At 61.3% G+C, this 15,869-nt stretch carries 11 protein-coding genes and 2 pseudogenes; 3 read left to right on the top strand and 10 right to left on the bottom strand.

Annotated elements, in window-relative coordinates:
- Nucleotides 1–36 precede the first annotated feature (36 nt).
- The 3 genes from ToN1_RS02435 (at nt 37) to ToN1_RS02425 (ending at nt 4,044) form a co-directional block, all read left to right on the top strand.
- Nucleotides 37–1,218, top strand: coding sequence for a lipid-transfer protein (locus ToN1_RS02435; protein WP_169206022.1), 1,182 nt, complete (start codon nt 37–39; stop codon nt 1,216–1,218).
- Nucleotides 1,219–1,540: 322 nt separating this feature from the next.
- Nucleotides 1,541–2,929 (top strand): MmgE/PrpD family protein, encoded by a 1,389-nt coding sequence (locus tag ToN1_RS02430; RefSeq protein ID WP_169206023.1) that lies wholly within the window; start codon nt 1,541–1,543, stop codon nt 2,927–2,929.
- Between the two features lie 158 nt (nt 2,930–3,087).
- Nucleotides 3,088–4,044: an SDR family NAD(P)-dependent oxidoreductase gene (locus ToN1_RS02425; protein ID WP_169206024.1), complete on the top strand. Its 957-nt coding sequence runs from the start codon at nt 3,088–3,090 to the stop codon at nt 4,042–4,044.
- A gap of 123 nt (nt 4,045–4,167) precedes the next feature.
- On the opposite strand, the pseudogene ToN1_RS25005 reads toward ToN1_RS02425, so the two are convergent.
- The 10 genes and pseudogenes from ToN1_RS25005 to ToN1_RS02370 all read right to left on the bottom strand — a co-directional run.
- Nucleotides 4,168–4,938, bottom strand: a pseudogene (locus tag ToN1_RS25005) (IS3 family transposase); the annotation flags it as partial.
- Between the two features lie 201 nt (nt 4,939–5,139).
- Nucleotides 5,140–6,519 (bottom strand): spinster family MFS transporter, encoded by a 1,380-nt coding sequence (locus tag ToN1_RS02410; protein ID WP_210147994.1) that lies wholly within the window; start codon nt 6,517–6,519, stop codon nt 5,140–5,142.
- A 2-nt stretch (nt 6,520–6,521) separates the two neighbouring features.
- Nucleotides 6,522–7,316 carry an SDR family NAD(P)-dependent oxidoreductase gene (locus ToN1_RS02405; RefSeq protein WP_169206027.1) on the bottom strand — a complete coding sequence of 265 codons (795 nt, stop codon included), beginning with the start codon at nt 7,314–7,316 and terminating at the stop codon, nt 6,522–6,524.
- Nucleotides 7,317–7,346: 30 nt separating this feature from the next.
- A complete protein-coding gene (locus tag ToN1_RS02400; protein ID WP_169206028.1) occupies nt 7,347–8,108 on the bottom strand; it encodes an SDR family NAD(P)-dependent oxidoreductase in 762 nt (253 codons plus the stop codon).
- Nucleotides 8,105–9,442, bottom strand: coding sequence for an acyl-CoA dehydrogenase family protein (locus ToN1_RS02395; protein WP_169206029.1), 1,338 nt, complete (start codon nt 9,440–9,442; stop codon nt 8,105–8,107). The genes ToN1_RS02400 and ToN1_RS02395 overlap by 4 nt, the downstream gene beginning before the upstream one ends.
- Nucleotides 9,443–9,456: 14 nt before the next feature.
- Nucleotides 9,457–10,482: a phosphotransferase family protein gene (locus ToN1_RS02390; protein ID WP_169206030.1), complete on the bottom strand. Its 1,026-nt coding sequence runs from the start codon at nt 10,480–10,482 to the stop codon at nt 9,457–9,459.
- 111 nt (nt 10,483–10,593) lie between these two features.
- Complete coding sequence (locus ToN1_RS02385) at nt 10,594–12,057, bottom strand: AMP-binding protein (protein ID WP_210147993.1); 1,464 nt, start codon at nt 12,055–12,057, stop codon at nt 10,594–10,596.
- 190 nt (nt 12,058–12,247) lie between these two features.
- A complete protein-coding gene (locus ToN1_RS02380; RefSeq protein ID WP_169206032.1) occupies nt 12,248–13,522 on the bottom strand; it encodes a phenylacetate--CoA ligase family protein in 1,275 nt (424 codons plus the stop codon).
- A gap of 467 nt (nt 13,523–13,989) precedes the next feature.
- Nucleotides 13,990–14,178: pseudogene (locus tag ToN1_RS24945) on the bottom strand (transposase domain-containing protein); the annotation flags it as partial.
- Between the two features lie 602 nt (nt 14,179–14,780).
- Complete coding sequence (locus ToN1_RS02370) at nt 14,781–15,848, bottom strand: phosphotransferase family protein (protein ID WP_169206033.1); 1,068 nt, start codon at nt 15,846–15,848, stop codon at nt 14,781–14,783.
- Nucleotides 15,849–15,869 lie beyond the last annotated feature (21 nt).

Raw genomic sequence — 15,869 nt, 5'->3', positions numbered from 1 at the left:
CTTATCTATCAGTTTCGAATTCCAAGGAGCGGCAGCATGAGTGCGAAGACAGTGATCGCGGGCGTGGGCATGATTCCCTTCTCCAAGCCGGGAAAGAGCAAGTCCTACGACGAGATGGCCGAGGAGGCGGTGCGGTTGGCCCTGGCTGACGCCGGGATCGACTACAGCGAGGTGGGGCAGGCCTACGCCGGATATGTCTTCGGCGACTCCTGCTCCGGCCAGGCGGGCCTCTATCGGGTGGGCCTGACCAGCGTGCCCATCATCAACGTGAACAACAACTGCGCGACCGGCTCGAGTGCCCTGTTCCTGGCCCGCCAGGCCATCGAGGCCGGCGCGGTGGATGTCGCCTTGGCGGTAGGCTTCGAGATGATGCTGCCGGGGGTGCCTGCTGGCGGCTGGACCGACCGCAAAGCGCCTTCCTTCGTCCTGGAACGGGAAGCCGAGGCCATTCAGGGTCGCTTCGACAATGTGCCCATGGCTGCCCAGCTCTTCGGGGGCGCCGGGGTTGAATACCAGCGTAAGTACGGAATGAAAAACGAGACCTTTGCTCAGATCTCGGTCAAGGCTCGGCGCCACGCCAAGCTGAACCCCTTGGCCGTGTTCCGCGAGCCGATCACGCTGGACGACGTACTCGCTTCCCCTAGTTTTTTTGGCCCCATCACTCGCCTGCAATGCTGCCCGCCCACCTGCGGCGCTGCCGCAGCCATCGTCGTCTCCGCAGACTATGCGAAAAGCAAGGGCCTCAAGCGCACTGTCACAATCGCCGGCCAAGGCCTTGCGACGGACGGCCAGTCATTCCTTGACGCCAAGAGCATGATGACATTGGTGGGCTACGATATGACCCGCAAGGCTTCCGAGCGCGCCTACAAGATGGCGGGCATAGGGCCCGGGGACGTGAACGTGGTGGAATTGCACGATTGCTTCACCGCCAACGAAGTGATCTCCCAGGAAGCGCTGGGTTTGGTGCCCGAAGGTGGCTCGGAAAAATTCATCCTGGATGGAGACAACACCTACGGTGGCCGGCTCGTCGTCAACCCTTCCGGCGGTCTCCTCTCCAAAGGCCATCCGCTGGGCGCCACCGGCCTGGCGCAAATCTCCGAACTGGTCAGCCAACTCCGAGGCGAGTGTGGCGAGCGGCAGGTGACAGGCGCGAAAGTGGGTCTCCAGCATAACGTGGGCCTGGGTGGTGCCTGCGTGGTCACCCTGCTCTCCGTCTGATCGGTTCTATGAACTGAAATCCAGAGGGGAAAAATGCGCAGTCATGTCGCAATGGAGGCCGTGCATCGGGCCGTCTTAGCGTTATCGATTGCGCTGTCCGCGACTGCATTCTCCGAAGTGTCAATTCTGCCGTCGACGCAGCTCCGCCTGCGGTCACTACGCGCAACAGGCCCTCATTCGAGCCGTCGTGGCGCTATGTGGACTTGATGGCTGCAGAACGCTATGACGAACTCGGAACTTTGATCTCCGGCTAGGCCGCAAGGGCGGTTTGCCGGGAATATGGTGCCGAATTGAACACAATTGGGTGTAGGGAGACCCGATCATGAGCACAGCGGAATTGGCCAAGTTCGTGCTGACGACTCGCTACGAACATCTGCCCGTCGAAGCGATTCGGATCGCCAAGGGTAGCATTCTCGATACCCTCGGCGTGGCGGTGGCGGGGGCGGTGGAGCCACCGACCCGCATTCTGGTCGACTATGTCAAAGAGATGGGCGGGAAGCCCGCCGCTCGCGTCTGGGGGCATGCATTCGATACGTCGCCGCCCTATGCCGCGCTGCTCAATGGAACGTCCGCACGCGCATTGGATCTGGACGACGTTTGTACCGGCTGGAAGGGTCATCCGTCAGCGGTGCTGGTGCCCGCCCTGTTCGTAATGGCGGACATCGTGCCGATGTCCGGGCAAGATGCGATCGCCGCTTTCCTCGTTGCCCACGAGATTGGCCTGCGCGCTCATAAGGCCGGCGGTGACGCGGCATTCTTCCGCGGCGCCGATATGTCGCTTGCGAACGGCAGCTTTGCCAGCGCTGCAATTGCAGGCCGCGCTCTGAAGCTCAATGACGCACAGATGCGATGCGCATTCGGCATCGCCAGCTGCGGCAGCTTCGGCTTGACGCTTTCCCATGGCACCCATGCCACGTCCTATCAGGAAGGCTACGGCGCGATGAATGGAGTGCAAGCAGCTCTGCTGGCGCAGTGCGGCCTAACGGCGCACGAGACTGTCTTCGAAACGCATCCGCACGGGCTTGCCCATGTGCGTGCCGGCGAGACGCCCGATGTCGCGGCGCTCGTCAAGGATCTAGGATCCTACTGGGCGGTCGCCGATATGCAGGAGGAGACCGGGCCGTTGTGCCCCAAGCTCTACCCCGCGTGCGGGGCCACGCATACCAGTATCGAAGCCGTGCTCGGCTTGGCGAGAGACCACGATATCGACGCGACCGATGTGGAAGGCATCGTGACGGAAACGAGGAAGTACGTCGACGAGCTACTGTTGCACTGCCATCGGCCGACGACGGGTTTCGAAGGGAAGTTCAGCATGGAATATTCATTGGCGGCCGCGCTGCTGGATCGGCGGATTTCGCTGGAAACCTATACTGACGAAATGGTGGCGCGACCCCAGGCGCAGGATCTCTTGAAGCGCGTCACTTATGTGCACATGCCCGACGATGCGCCGGGGAACCTCCTGAAGCAGACGGTAACGATCGCGCTGCGCAATGGAACACGCTTGTCCCGCACTGTCGAGTTCCCCAAGGGGCATCCGAAGAACCCGATGAGCTGGGACGACCTTGTCGAGAAGTTCCTCGATTGCGTAGAGCCGCATCTCGGCCGCGCCCGCGCCGACAGGATCGTGGACTCGGTGACGCACCTGGAAACCGTGAAGGACATGCGGGAACTGGGCGATGCCCTCGACGTCCGGAAAGGAATTCGCTCGTAGCTGAGGGAAAGGAAGTCTCTGTCGAGGGAAGTGTGGCTGCCCAGTTCCATGAGCCCGCTGCCTCTCCGTCCGGCGGCTACATCAACGGCCAGACCATCGCCATAGATGGTGGTTACACGATTTTCTTCCACTGATTACCCCTCATTCAAGGAGAAGCCATGCTTAGATTCGACGATCAGGTCGTGCTCATCACCGGCGCCGGCCGCGGCATCGGCCGCCAGCACGCCCTTTTCCTTGCCGACCGCGGCGCAAAGATCGTGGTGAATGACTACGGCGGGGGCTTACGCGGCGAAAACGGCAATGACCCGGCCCCCGCTGATGCGGTGGTCGCGCAGATCCATGCCGCCGGAGGCAATGCGATGGCCGCCTGCTGCGATGTCGGCGACGCTGCACAGGTACGGGCGATGGTGGACGCCGTCGGCGAGCGCTTCGGCCGTCTGGACGCGATCATCCACAACGCGAGCACGTTTGCCGAGCTGGGCTCCTTCATCGATGCCAGGGCAGAGGATCTGGAGCGGATCATGCGGGTCAATGCCTTGGGCGGCTGGAACGTTGCCCATGCCGCTTGGCGACTCATGGTCGCCCAAGGCTATGGCCGGGTCGTCATTACCGGGTCCGGGGCCGGTTTCTTCGGTCGACGCAAGGATCAAGCCTACAGCGTCGCCAAATCGGCCCTGATGGGTCTCACCAAAGTGCTGGCGACCGAAGGCGAGGCTCTCGGCATAAAGGTTAACCTGGTGGGGCCCGTGGCCTGGACCGGTACGTCCCAGGCCATGGGCATGCCCTCCGTCATGGCCGACTTTGCGCCGCCCATATTCGTCAGCAACCTGGTCGCCGTGCTTGCGCATGCCGATTGCCCGGTGAACGGCGAGATGTTCCACTGCGGCGGCGGCTTGGTCACCCGCGTTTTCGTCGGCGAGACACCGGGCACCGTGTTCCGCGCGGAGACCATGACACCGGAAGCGGTTCTTGCAGAGATGAACCACATCCTGGACGAAACCGGTTACGCCATACCTGCCTCCTCCGACCGCTCCGGCGCTCGCCTGTCCGCTGCCATTGCCTCCGTCAACCCGGCCTTTGCCGAGGTTCTCGCCGAGGCGAAGCGTAACCGGTAACTCCCCGGCGTCGTTGTCTACGTCCGAAGGGTAGGGAAAGGCGACCGCAATGGATGGCTGGCGAAGAGCTGTTTCCGGCATCGCGGCGTGGATTCGTCGACGCGACAAGCCGGTTCCTGGCCGAGTCCAGCCGACAATTGTTCGCGAGTACAGATCCGGCACAACGGCAATGTATAGCGAGCCTTCGTCGGTCCATAGGTACGTGAAGTCGGCCAGCCACTTCTTGTTCGGCGCATCCGCCTCGAACTCTCGCTGAAGTAGCTTCGGTGCAATGCTGTGTTGGGGCCGCAGCCCCGCAACGTTGGGTGAGCGACGACGCTTCTTGCGCGCAGCCAGCCCGGCCGCCCTCATCAAGCGAGCAACGCGATGAATGCCGTAGTGCTCGCCCCTGGCAAGTACGTCGTGCCAAACGCGTCGGCTACCGTAGGTCCGATCGCTCGCTTCGAAGCTTTGCCGAATCAGCCCCGCGGGCTTCTCGTTGGCGCGGGTACGCAGGCTTGGCCGCCTATTGAACCATTGGTAAAAACCGCTGCGGAAAATCCCGAGCACTTCACACAGAACCCGAATTGGCCACACCGGCCGGTGTTTGGCAACGAAGCCGAACTTCACGTCGGGTCCTTCGCGAAGTAGCCGAGCGCTTATCTAAAAACATCGCGCTCCATCTTCACTCGCGCCAGTTCGCGCCGCAGTTGCTCAAATTCGGCTTGGCTGTCGCTCTTCAGAGACCTGCCAGGCGTCAAATCGGTGCGACCTCCTTCCGCATTCAACACCCATCGGCGCAGCACGCTGCGCTCGAGGCCCAGATCTCGGGCCGCCGCTGTCGCCGTCATGCCCGGCTGCGTTGCCAATCGCCTCGCGCTTGACCGCGTCCGCGAACTTCCTTCCGGTCCGCATCGATTCCTCCTAGACACATGTTGCCATGCAATGTGTCCGGAGAATCGGGGTAGGTTGCCCTAGACCGGCCAGAAGTACACCGCCTTGAGCGGGCCTGGCCCCGCGCGCCGTCCATTGCCTTGACGCTGGAAGCACCGATCGAGGCGAACCGGGCCTCAAAGTCCGGCTCGATCAGTGCGATGGCTTGTTGGCCGATCGGCGTCAGCCACGGTCGGCTTCAAAATGACCCTTCGCTTGCGATGCCGGCTTCATCAAATCACGGTTCCTACCCGCTTCGTTGATGCCCTCGCGCACATGACGCATGGCGGCGAGAAAGAAAATTGCCGTCAGCAGGCCGGAAGCAGCTCCGGTCAACATGGCGTAACGGAGAGAATCCACCCCGAAAGACGCAGCCCAATAATCGCTGAGAAGACCGGTGAACTGCGGCCCGAGGCCTGCACCGATCAGCGCGATCAAAATAAACAGGATTGCGGTGCCTCTGCCCCGCATCTCGGCGCCAAGCAAACTTTGGAACAATCCGTGACCCGGCCCGTATTGCATCGACACGCCGATGCCGAAAAGCATTAGAAAGACAATGCACCAGAAACTGTCCTGCACCAGCAGCATCGCGGCGCCAGCGGCAACTATGATCAGAGACGTGATCGCGTTCAACCCGGGGATCCAGCGCACATCCCTTGCGCCAAGACGGTCTGCCAGGATCCCGCCGATCACCGTGCCCAATGCGCCGGCGAGGCCATAGCCAAGAGCGATCGCCAAGCCGGCCTCGGCCACCGAGAAGCCGTGCGATCGCATTAGGAAGGGGGCCACCCATGCGAGAACGGTTCCGCTGGCAAAAGTGCCCCACACCACGCCTGCGACAACGAACAACAGCGCTGGGCTTCGTGCCATGAAACGCAGGGTCACAAGAGGGCTGAAATCCGCGTGGCCCCGCGGTTTGTCCAGCGTTATGAGCTCCTGACGCACCGGTTCGCGCAGAGTAAGAAGCAGTAGCAGACTAAGCACTATGCCTGGAACACCGGCAATGAAGAACACCATGCGCCAGTCGAACTGGGCGGCGACAAGGCCCCCCAAGAGATAGCCGACTGTTATGCCGAGTGGTGTCCCTAGCATGTAGATCCCCATCGCCGTCGAACGCCGCCGCAGCGAGAACAAGTCTGCGAGCATCGACATGGCGGATGGCGTACCACCGGCTTCTGCCGCACCGACGCAAAGACGCGCAACGACGAGGAAAAGAAAGCTTTGCGCCACTCCGCTGAGCGCGGTAAGCCCGCTCCAGATGATGATGATCACGGCAAGGAGGTTCCGGCGATTCACGCGATCCGCGAGCATACCCATTGGAATGCCGGCGAGGGCATATGGGAGGGAGTGCACCAGTCCCGAATAGAAGCCGAGTTGCGTGTCGGTGAGATCAAACTCGTGCTTGATGGGTTCGAGAATCGCAAATACTACTGTGCGGTCCACGAAGTGCAGAACATAGACCAGTGTCAGCAACCCCAAGGCATACCAACGATACCAAGAGCGTTCCTGCCAAGGGGTCTTCTTGTCTATACCCACGCCTTCCCCCAAATGACTCATTGTCATAATCAGTGTGACTCGTGAGTGGGTTGCGATACGGGAACTGCGAAGTTTTGGGCGAGCCGACCGCCGTCGACATAGACAGTCTGCCCAGTCATGAAACTCGCATCATCGCTCGCAAGAAAACAAGCGACACTGGCCATCTCGCTGGGATCAGCGAAGCGGCCTAGTGGCGTCCGATTGAGCATTACCTGCTCCAAAGCGGGGTTGGCCGCAAGGCCTGCCGCCATCATCGGTGTCCTCATCGGCCCGGCGCCCACGGCATTCACACGGATTCCGTGTGGTGCGAGAGATATCGCCATGGAGCGAGTCAATCCGCCCACTGCTGCCTTGCTCATGCCATAAGCTGTGTGAAAGGTGGCAAGGACAGCTTGAATCGAGGAAATATTGACTATGCGGCCACGCCGCCCCGTCTGCACCATATGACGGGCGACGTGCTGGCTGGGCAGAAAGGTGCCTTTGACGTTGATCCTGTAGAGGCGATCGATCTCCTGTTCACTGGTATCAAGAAAATTCTCGGAGCAATGCACACCAGCGTTGTTGATCAACACATCGATACCGCCCCAGGCGGCCACAGTTTCCGTCACCATGGCGTTCACCGCTTCAGCATTGGCGACGTCGCAAACAAGTGCGAGTGCTTGCGCCCCCTGGTGATGCAACTGTGCCACCGCCTGTTCGCCGGCTTCCCGATTAAGATCGGCAATGACAACTCTGGCTCCGGCCGCGGCCAGGCGCCGGGCACATTCGAAACCCAGCCCTTGGGCGCCGCCAGTGACAATAGCGTTCTTTCCCTCGAAATTCATGCTATCCCCTTCATTCCTCTCTTCTACGGATCAAGGAAGAACACCACCATCGACGCGCAGCAGCGCGCCGGTGGTGAAGCTCGATGCATCGCTAGCGAAATAGAGCGCCGTGCCAACAATCTCGTCTGGTTGGCCGAAACGCTGCAGCGCAAAGGTTTTTGCCGCCTCGTTCAGCTTGTCCATGTCCCAGGCCTTGGCGATGTCCGTGAGGAAACCGCCCGGCAGAATGCAGTTCACCCGCACCTTAGGGCCCAGGTCCAGCGCTAGCGCCTTGGTTATCGCGTTCAAGCCCACTTTGGCGGCGGAGTAGGGGGCAATGAAGGGCTCGGGGCGCTCCGAACCGATGCTGGAAATATTGATGATGGAGCCGCCCGCGCCCTGCTTCATGCGATTGCCCACCAATACCGATAAGCGGAACGGCCCCTTCAGGTTCACCGAGAAAACGCTCTCCCACATGGCCTCGGTCACATCGGAGAGACCAGGGAACAGAGGCGACTTGCCGGCATTGTTAACCAGGATGTCGACCTTGCCGAAGCGCGCATAGGCCGCCTCTACCAAACCCTCCAGCTCGTCCCAATGACCTGCATGGCAGGCGTAGGGCAGGGCCTGGCGGCCCATGCCTTCGATCTCGGCGCAAACCGCCTGGCAGCTCTCAAGGTTGCGGCTGGTGACCACCACATCGGCGCCGGCTGCAGCGAAGGCCAGGGACATGGCCCGACCCAGCCCCCGGCTACCGCCAGTAATCAGCGCAACCTTTCCGGTCAAATCAAAAAGCTTGGCGGCGGCTGTCATCGCTTCCTCCCGTGAATCCGTTCGTACTCAGCCTGTTCCGCCAGCGCTTTCGCGTGTTTCTTGCTGGCCTCTTCCACCTTTCCGGGGAGCCACTCCGTCGGCCAAAGGCCGGGAGATGGACGATAGTCTCGCAGAATGATACGGCTCGCCGTTGCCTGGTGTACTTCGTAAGGTCCGTCCATGACACCCTGCGTGGGCGCTTCCATCCACATACGGCCGAGGGGCATCTCATTGGAGCAGCCCAAGGCGCCGTGAATATGCACTGCACGCTCCACAACGTCCCGGTGAAGCTTATAGGCGAAGGTCTTGCAGAGGGCGATATCGCGGCGAATGTTCGAGTTGTATTCCTTGGCCTGGTCAATCTGCCATGCCGTGTAGAGCACGTAAAGGCGAAACTGCTGGATCTCAGCGTAGGAGTCGGCGATCGCCTGCTGCACTGTCTGCTTCTCGCTGATCAGGCTGCCGAAGGAGCTGCGGGACAGTGCGCGCTCGCACATCATATCCAGAGCGCGCTGGCAGATGGCGATGGTGCGCATGGCATGGTGGATACGGCCGCCGGAGAGCCGGGTCTGCGCGATCAGGAAGCCTTCACCCGGTGCGCCGATCAAGTTTTCGGCTGGCACTCGGACGTTGTCGAAGCGCACATGGGGATGGGTGCACGCCTCTGTATCCATGTCGTGCTCACCGCCCATGACGCAGGTCTGACGCAGGATCTCGAATCCCGGCGTGTCGGTCGGGACCAGGAACATTGAGGCCCCTTTAGTCACCTTGACGTCGGGGTCGGTGATCGCGAGCAAGACGATGAAAGCGGCATTGCTGGCATTGGAGGCGAAGAACTTCTCTCCGTTGATGACCCATTCATCACCATCCCGGACGGCTCGCGTCTTGAGATACGAGGGATCAGCCCCGGCCTGCGGTTCTGTCATGGAAAAGGTGGAAAAGAGCTCGCCTTCCAACAAGGGCTGGAGGTACTTGGCCTTCTGCTCTTCGGTGCCGTAATGGGCCAGCACTTCGGCATTGCCGGTGTCGGGGCCCTGCACACCGAAAATGGTGGGCGCCCAATTGTAGGCCCCCAGGATCTCGTTCATCAGCGCCAGCTTGACCTGGCCGAAGCCCTTGCCGCCCAGCTCTGGCCCCAGGTGGGTAGCCCACAGCCCCATCTCCTTCACCCGCGCCTTGAGGGGGTCGATCACAGGACGCAACCAGGGTGACGGCTTCGCGTGGTGCAGCTCGGGCCACAACACCTCCAGAGGTTCGATCTCCTCCTTAACAAAAGTCTTCATCCAGTCGAGCTTCTTCTGGAAGTCCGGGTCGGTACAAAATTCCCATGCCATTTCATTTCTCCTTGCTAGTTAGCCAGCTGTGCGCGCGCGCGCTCCAGCATGGTCGGTATCTCTTGTGCCGCTCGCGCTCCCTCGCCGGTCGGGTCACCACCCCGCCGCTTGTGCTTTGCGATTTGGGCGCTGATCGACGCCAGCTTGAACAGCACCAAGGCCTGGAACCAGCCTAGATCCCTCACTCGCCGGTCGGTTGCGGCCTCGTACTCGCCGAGCAGGACATCCGGCCGGGGCATGCCCGGCGCGTCCCGTACCGCTGAGGGATGCACTTTAGGATCGGCGGTGAGCAGGAACCAGGCGAGGTCGACCCGTGGGTCTCCGCGTGACCAGATCTCCCAATCGATAACCGCCACGACCTCGTTTCCCCTGCACAACGTGTTGCCCAGGCGGTAGTCGCCGTGAGTGAGGCAGGAGGGCACGGGTGCCGGCAGGGAGGCTATGAGGGCGTTACCGACCTCCACTGAACCGGGCTTGAGGTCCTCGTCCACTGTCGCGAATAGCTTGACCCAGCGCTCCACTTCAGCTGACAACGCGATTTCCGGCTCGTCCCCCAGGCCCTTGGCCTGGAGGGGTACGCCGTGGAGCGCTGCCAGCATGCGAGCAGCCGAGCGGGCGCGCCCCTCGATCTCGACCGCCGGGGGCATGCCGGGGGGATTGGGGTTATCGGGAACGTCGATATGAGGTTCGAAGGAATCCCCAGCCACGAAGCTCATGGCGAAGAAAGGCGGCACTTCGACCGGCGCACCGGCGTCGGCGAACAACACTCGGGGTACCGCCAGACCTGGCGTTCCTTCCAAAGCAGCGAGCAGCCGGGCCTGACGCAGCACATCCCGGTTCCCCACCGGCTTGACGCCGGGCGGCGCCACCTTCAGTACAATATTCTCATCGCTCGCCGGGCCGCCCCGAACTGTCGCCAGGTAGGTCAGGCTGGATGCCCCCCCCCGAAGGGGTTCCACGGCCGTGATGCTCGCCTCCGGTATCCAGTCCCGGACAGCCCGGTTGGCGCGGATCATCAAATCCTCAATGTTCAGATGCACATCTACTCCTTTCCTTTCGGTCGTTCGTCCCCGTCGACACCGCAGCGGACAAGGTTTCGTTCAGGGTGTTCACGTCCTTTCGTGTGACGACCCCTTCGATGGCCCGTCCCTCTAATGGGCCTTCGGGTAACCGCCGCCGCCGAAGGCCGCATCCACGGCCTTGCGATCGACGACGAACCCTGCTTTGGGTAGGGCATCGGCAAAGTCGACGAAGCGCGGTTTTTTGTAGCTAGCGATGCGGGCCTTGCAGTGCTCGATCAACTCTTCCGGTGTGGCGCTGGCGTCAGAGCGCAGCACCACCACGGCTTTGACGCTCTGCTCCCACTTGGGATCGGGCACCCCGATGACGCAGACATCGGCCACCGCAGGATGCGTGCGTAGACAGTTCTCCACTTCAGCCGGGTAGACGTTTTCCGCAGCCGACTTGATGATGGTGGTTTTCGGTCCTACGAAGACCAAGGAGCCATCTTCCTCTCGCTTGCCCAGATCGTTGGTGTGGTGCCAACCGTCGCGGCTGCGCGTCTCGTTCTCCTCGCCGGGTCGGTCCCGATCGAAGTAGCCCGACATCACCAAGGCCCCGCGCACCACGATCTCGCCGGTCTCGCCGGGGGGCACATCCTGCCCGGTCTCATCTACGATGCGTACCTGAACCATGGAGATGGGGCGCCCCGCCATCGTGCTGCCGCCGAAAGCGCGCATCGAGAACATGCCCATCACCTCGGTCTGGCCATAGCCGCCGAAATTCCGGCCCCAGGGGCTGGAGGCGGGGGCCACCATGGGATTGCCGTTGTACTCCTGGGCGTCAGCGGTGGCCCAGCAGCTGCTCACGTCGTACTTGCCTTCGGCGTTGATGGCGCGGATCTGTTCGATGGTGGGAGGCGGGAGGAAGGCGTGGGTAACCCGCTCTTTTTCGATGCACTTCAGCACGTCTTCGGCGTTCATGCGCGCGATGAACGCATTGCAGCCACCGTGGTGGAACACGGCCAGGGTCGTCATCAGGGTGGCTATATGACACATGGGGCCGGAGTTGAGATTCACGCTGCTCTCGTCCACACCCTGCACCCGCCCGATGATCAAGTTCTGGTACATGACTGCTGAGTGGGTGATCAGGGCGGCGCTGGGCCGGCCGCCGAAAGCGGCCGTGTAGACGGCCAGGACCGGCAATTCCGGCTCTATGCGCTCCTCGTCGTCCCGGTCAGATTGGATAGCCAGCAGAGCTTCGTAGCTGTCGGGGCCGTCACTGTCATGCTGTATCCAGCAGTGCTCGTCCTTAACCTTGCCGCGCGCGGCTCGCACGGTATCGCCCACTTCCGCCTCTTGCCAGATGATGACGTGAGGTGCGAAGTCCTCTATCACCGCAGCCATCTCGCTTTCACTCATGCGCCAGTTGGCGGGGCAGCAGATGGCGCCGAGCTTGGCGGCAGCCAGCAAGCATTCCAGCAGCCGATGGGAGTTCTGGCCCATCCAGAGCAGGCGCTCTCCTTTTCGCATGCCCTTGGCACGCAAGAGGTTGGCCAGGCGATTGACCCGGACGTCGAACTGTTCGTACGTATAGCAGACGTCGCCTTCTACCAAGGCCCTAAAATTCCGCCGGGAACGTCGATGTTCCCGCAGGATGTCTCCCAAGGCGTGCAGACGAATGGTCCGATATGCACTCTCAGTCATGAAGCCCCTCGAAAAGGTTGTTTATCCAAAAATCCCGGCCTGTGTTAGAGGTCCGTTGCGGGAAGGGCCAGAGCCTTCCCTTAGGCGGTGTTTCGGTTCATCAAGTCCGCTTGGGTTTGAAGGCGGAGCGGGGTAGGGAGCCGACCGCCACGGGCTCGATTTCCACCTTGACGCCCAACTCCTTCTCCAGGATCTGGACCAGGGAATTCGGCGACCCCTCGCACTCGATTCGCAGACGCATGACTCCGTCCTGCTTGTCGGACTTGATCATCACGAATTCAGGCGCCCCGTGCGGATCGAGTGCCAACTGCACGTCCAGGGGGAACAGCATGCGGTCGCCCGCTTGGAAGATGTCGGACTTGCGCCCAAGCAAACGGTAGCGCAACCCGATCTCCCCGCAGGGGCAGGAGCCCGGAACGCGCTCGACGATGTCTTCGACGTCGTAGCGCAGCCAGAATGCGTCGGTATCCAGACTGGTCCATACCAAGTGACCGCGTCCGCCTTCCGGAACCTCCTTGCCGGTGACCGGGTCGCACACCTGCGCGATGGCCAGATCGGGGAGGGTATGGAAGCCGGTATGGAAGCGGCAGTCGCTTACAGCGCCGGCCGGGATTTCCGAGGAGCCGCTGGTGTTGAAGATGCGGACGTTGTAGCGTTCTTCGAAACGCTTGCGCGGGCCCTCGAACTGGCAACTCGCCTCGATGATAGCCATGGATGCACCGCGGAAAAGTTCACCTAGATCGATTCCGATCTTTTTGGCGGCCTCTTCGTAAATGTGCAGCTGCGATCCAGTAGTCATATAGGCAGTCGGCTTGAGGGCCTGCCAGATCATCAGATGTTCAGCGGCCACGTCCACGGATATGGGCGGACCAACTGGAATCTCCATGGCGGGGAGCGGTCGCAGGCCGTTCACGTGCCCCCCTGCTCCGCTATAGACTCCTCCCGGCCAGCTATGGGTCATGCGGCCATAGGGACGCAACCCCATACGCCACCAGTACCGCGTAATTGCGGACCACATCTTGTCGGCGTCTTTGAAGGTGCGCAGGTACATCATGGGCTTCCCCGTCGTGCCAGCGGAAGCCGTTACTGACGTGGCCTGCTCGAGAGCCACGCCGCGCCAAGTGCCCCACGGCGGGTTGGCCGCATCGTCGGCGCGCAGTTCGTCTTTGATAGTGCGCGGGATCTCGTCCAGGGGCGGCATTTCCTCTGCATTCAGGCCAGCCGCCTCGAACTTCTTCTTGTAGAAGGGAATCGGTTGTTCCCAGATGCGCCGCCACATTTTTTCGAGAGCGGTTCTCTGTACAGCGGCCAGCTCTTCAGCGGACATCGCTTGTCTGGCAGGATCCCAGAGTTCTCGATTGCTACCTGCGTTCATTCACGTTCCCTCTTGCTAATGGAGAAAATCGAACTGTTCCAGGGGGCGACGGACAGGTGCGCCCAAATAGCCTGCGTTGCTTTCAGAGCATGGCGTCCCGCATCTCCCGGATGCTCCGTGGGCATGGGGGAATACGTTGACGACGAGGTTGCTCTTCGATGATTCTTGCCGGTCGCTGTGGGCTCGGGGCGAGACCGAGAGTATCTGTAAGCAATCCCAATCCCCCACTGACCACATGGCCTGATCGTGTTTATAAATATAAACGCTATTCAGAAAATTAGTCAACGCAACTTTGCATGTGTGCCCGTAGGCCACCGCTTTCCGGGCGGGTGCCAAGCGGGAAACAGGTGGACGATGCGCACAAAATGGCGCCCGTAGCCGTTGTTTTCGGCGATGATGTGTTGGTCTGAATCCAACCGGCCAAGATGAATGTCGTTTGACCGGTCATGCTGATTGTCGCCGTCTGCCAACTCGCCGGTCGGGCTGGCCGGTTGGGTCGGCAGCCGAGCGAGGACGTCTTTCACCGCATACGGATCGGGGCCGTTTAACTTAGCCGACTGGATCAGGCTAATGATGGGCGCCGGTCGCTGGCCGGCATGCGAGCTATCCGCGAATAGCCAAGTGCCACAGCGGCGGGCTACCGGCCGGAGTCGATCAGCCAGGCAAGGACGATCTCGCGAGAGATGGAGCCGGCCTCACGGATGACGGATGGGGGCTTAATAGTGACGAAGCCCGGTAAGGTTGGTGGAGCGACGGCTCCTGAAGTGACCTTCAGACCAGGTTTAGTCGATCGCCGGACCAAGGAATGTACGTCGAACAAGGAAATTCGTGGATTCCTGACGCGCTACATCGTGAGGGAGCTGTACCCGCGCATTCTTGCCGATCTGGCCGACTCCAGAACGTACCAGTTGCCATAGGAGCGTCAACGCCTTGATGGAGAGCTCTTGGGGCAATCTGAAGAACGCATTGGTGCATGATCAGTGCTACGTCTGCGCGGGCGCCCGCGCAGACGTTAATCGAGAATACGTGGAAATCTTCTGCAAGCGCCAACGGCGCCACTCGCGCCTTCGTTATCTGGCGTCGGCCTGTTTGCTCAACAATTCAAACAGGCCGCCGCCGCTTATGCCGGGGGCGCCCATTGTAGACAGGCCACCTCAGTTCCAGAAAGGCGTTATTTTTCGTCTACGCACGTGTGGTACAACTTCGGCCAAGCGTAGGAAATCGAACGGTGCCTATTGCGTATCTTGTCACCATAGCGTCATCCCGCCGCCTTTGCCATTTCCCCCGCTTTCGCTCCCAGACGCAACACCAACTTCCCCATGACCTCGCCTAAATGCCTGGTTTGCCGGCCATTGAGCATGCGGGCGTAATGGCGTTCGAGAATGCAAGCCAGCTTGTACTGCGCGAGCACCATGTAATAGGTGAGATTGCCGATGTCGCGCCCGGTGCGCTCAGCATAGTATTCGGCGAGCTCTTCTCGATAGGGATAACCGTCGGGATCGAAATAGCCTGCAGGCGGAGTCGATTCGTCGCGACCACGGAACGCGTAGAGCACCCAGCCCAGATCGAGCAGCGGATCGCCCACTGTCGTGAGTTCCCAATCGATCATCGCCGCCAAGCGTACCGGCGGCTGATGCTGGAACAGCGCGTTGGCGAAGCTGTAATCGCCATGGATGATTCCAGCAGGCGACATGGCGGGCGTATTGGCGCGTAGCCAGTCGGCGGCGTATTTCAGCCCGGGGATCTCGCGTCCTGGATAATTCTCGCTCTCGCGGTAAGAGGCGAGCAGACTGGCCCAGCGGTCCACCTGCCGTTCGAGGAAACCCTCGGGACGACCGAAATCTTTGAGGCCGACGGCACGATAATCGACTTTTGCCAGGCGCGCGATGCCCTCCACCAGGGCAAATGCCTTCTGCCGGCGATGTTGGGGCACATTGAACGGCGCAGGGTCGAACCGGTTCTCGTCGTACCCAAGCCAGCCATCCACCATCGCCATCAGATAAAACGGTGCGCCGATCACCGTATCGTCGGCACAGTAGGCATGAAAATGCGGATGCGGCACGTCGCTTCCGGTCAGCGCCTTGAGCATACGCGCCTCACGCTCGATGATGCGGTTGCTGTCTGGGCGCGGCACCTTGGGCGGGCGGCGCAGGACCACCGACTCGCCTCCGCGACTGATGCGAAACACTGCATTGCTGCTGCCACCGCTCAGTAGTGTACAAGTGAGCGGGCCGTCGCCTAATTCCGCCAAATGCTCATCAAGCCAGCACCGCAAACGCGGTACATCCACTAGGCCGTCGAGAGTAGATTCCATCTTCGTGTCCATCAGGTGTTCGCAGAGTAATGC

This window comes from Aromatoleum petrolei, assembly GCF_017894385.1.
Lineage (GTDB): Bacteria > Pseudomonadota > Gammaproteobacteria > Burkholderiales > Rhodocyclaceae > Aromatoleum > Aromatoleum petrolei.
This window is presented reverse-complemented; position numbering and strand designations above follow the sequence as displayed.

What these genes read in the sequence shown, in the direction of transcription:
- ToN1_RS02410 (WP_210147994.1), bottom strand. Translation starts at nt 6,519, where the DNA reads ATGACAATGAGTCATTTGGGGGAAGGCGTGGGTATAGACAAGAAGACC.
- ToN1_RS02405 (WP_169206027.1), bottom strand. Translation starts at nt 7,316, where the DNA reads ATGAATTTCGAGGGAAAGAACGCTATTGTCACTGGCGGCGCCCAAGGG.
- ToN1_RS02370 (WP_169206033.1), bottom strand. Translation starts at nt 15,848, where the DNA reads ATGGACACGAAGATGGAATCTACTCTCGACGGCCTAGTGGATGTACCG.
- ToN1_RS02425 (WP_169206024.1), top strand. Translation starts at nt 3,088, where the DNA reads ATGCTTAGATTCGACGATCAGGTCGTGCTCATCACCGGCGCCGGCCGC.
- ToN1_RS02430 (WP_169206023.1), top strand. Translation starts at nt 1,541, where the DNA reads ATGAGCACAGCGGAATTGGCCAAGTTCGTGCTGACGACTCGCTACGAA.
- ToN1_RS02435 (WP_169206022.1), top strand. Translation starts at nt 37, where the DNA reads ATGAGTGCGAAGACAGTGATCGCGGGCGTGGGCATGATTCCCTTCTCC.
- ToN1_RS02395 (WP_169206029.1), bottom strand. Translation starts at nt 9,442, where the DNA reads ATGGCATGGGAATTTTGTACCGACCCGGACTTCCAGAAGAAGCTCGAC.
- ToN1_RS02380 (WP_169206032.1), bottom strand. Translation starts at nt 13,522, where the DNA reads ATGAACGCAGGTAGCAATCGAGAACTCTGGGATCCTGCCAGACAAGCG.
- ToN1_RS02400 (WP_169206028.1), bottom strand. Translation starts at nt 8,108, where the DNA reads ATGACAGCCGCCGCCAAGCTTTTTGATTTGACCGGAAAGGTTGCGCTG.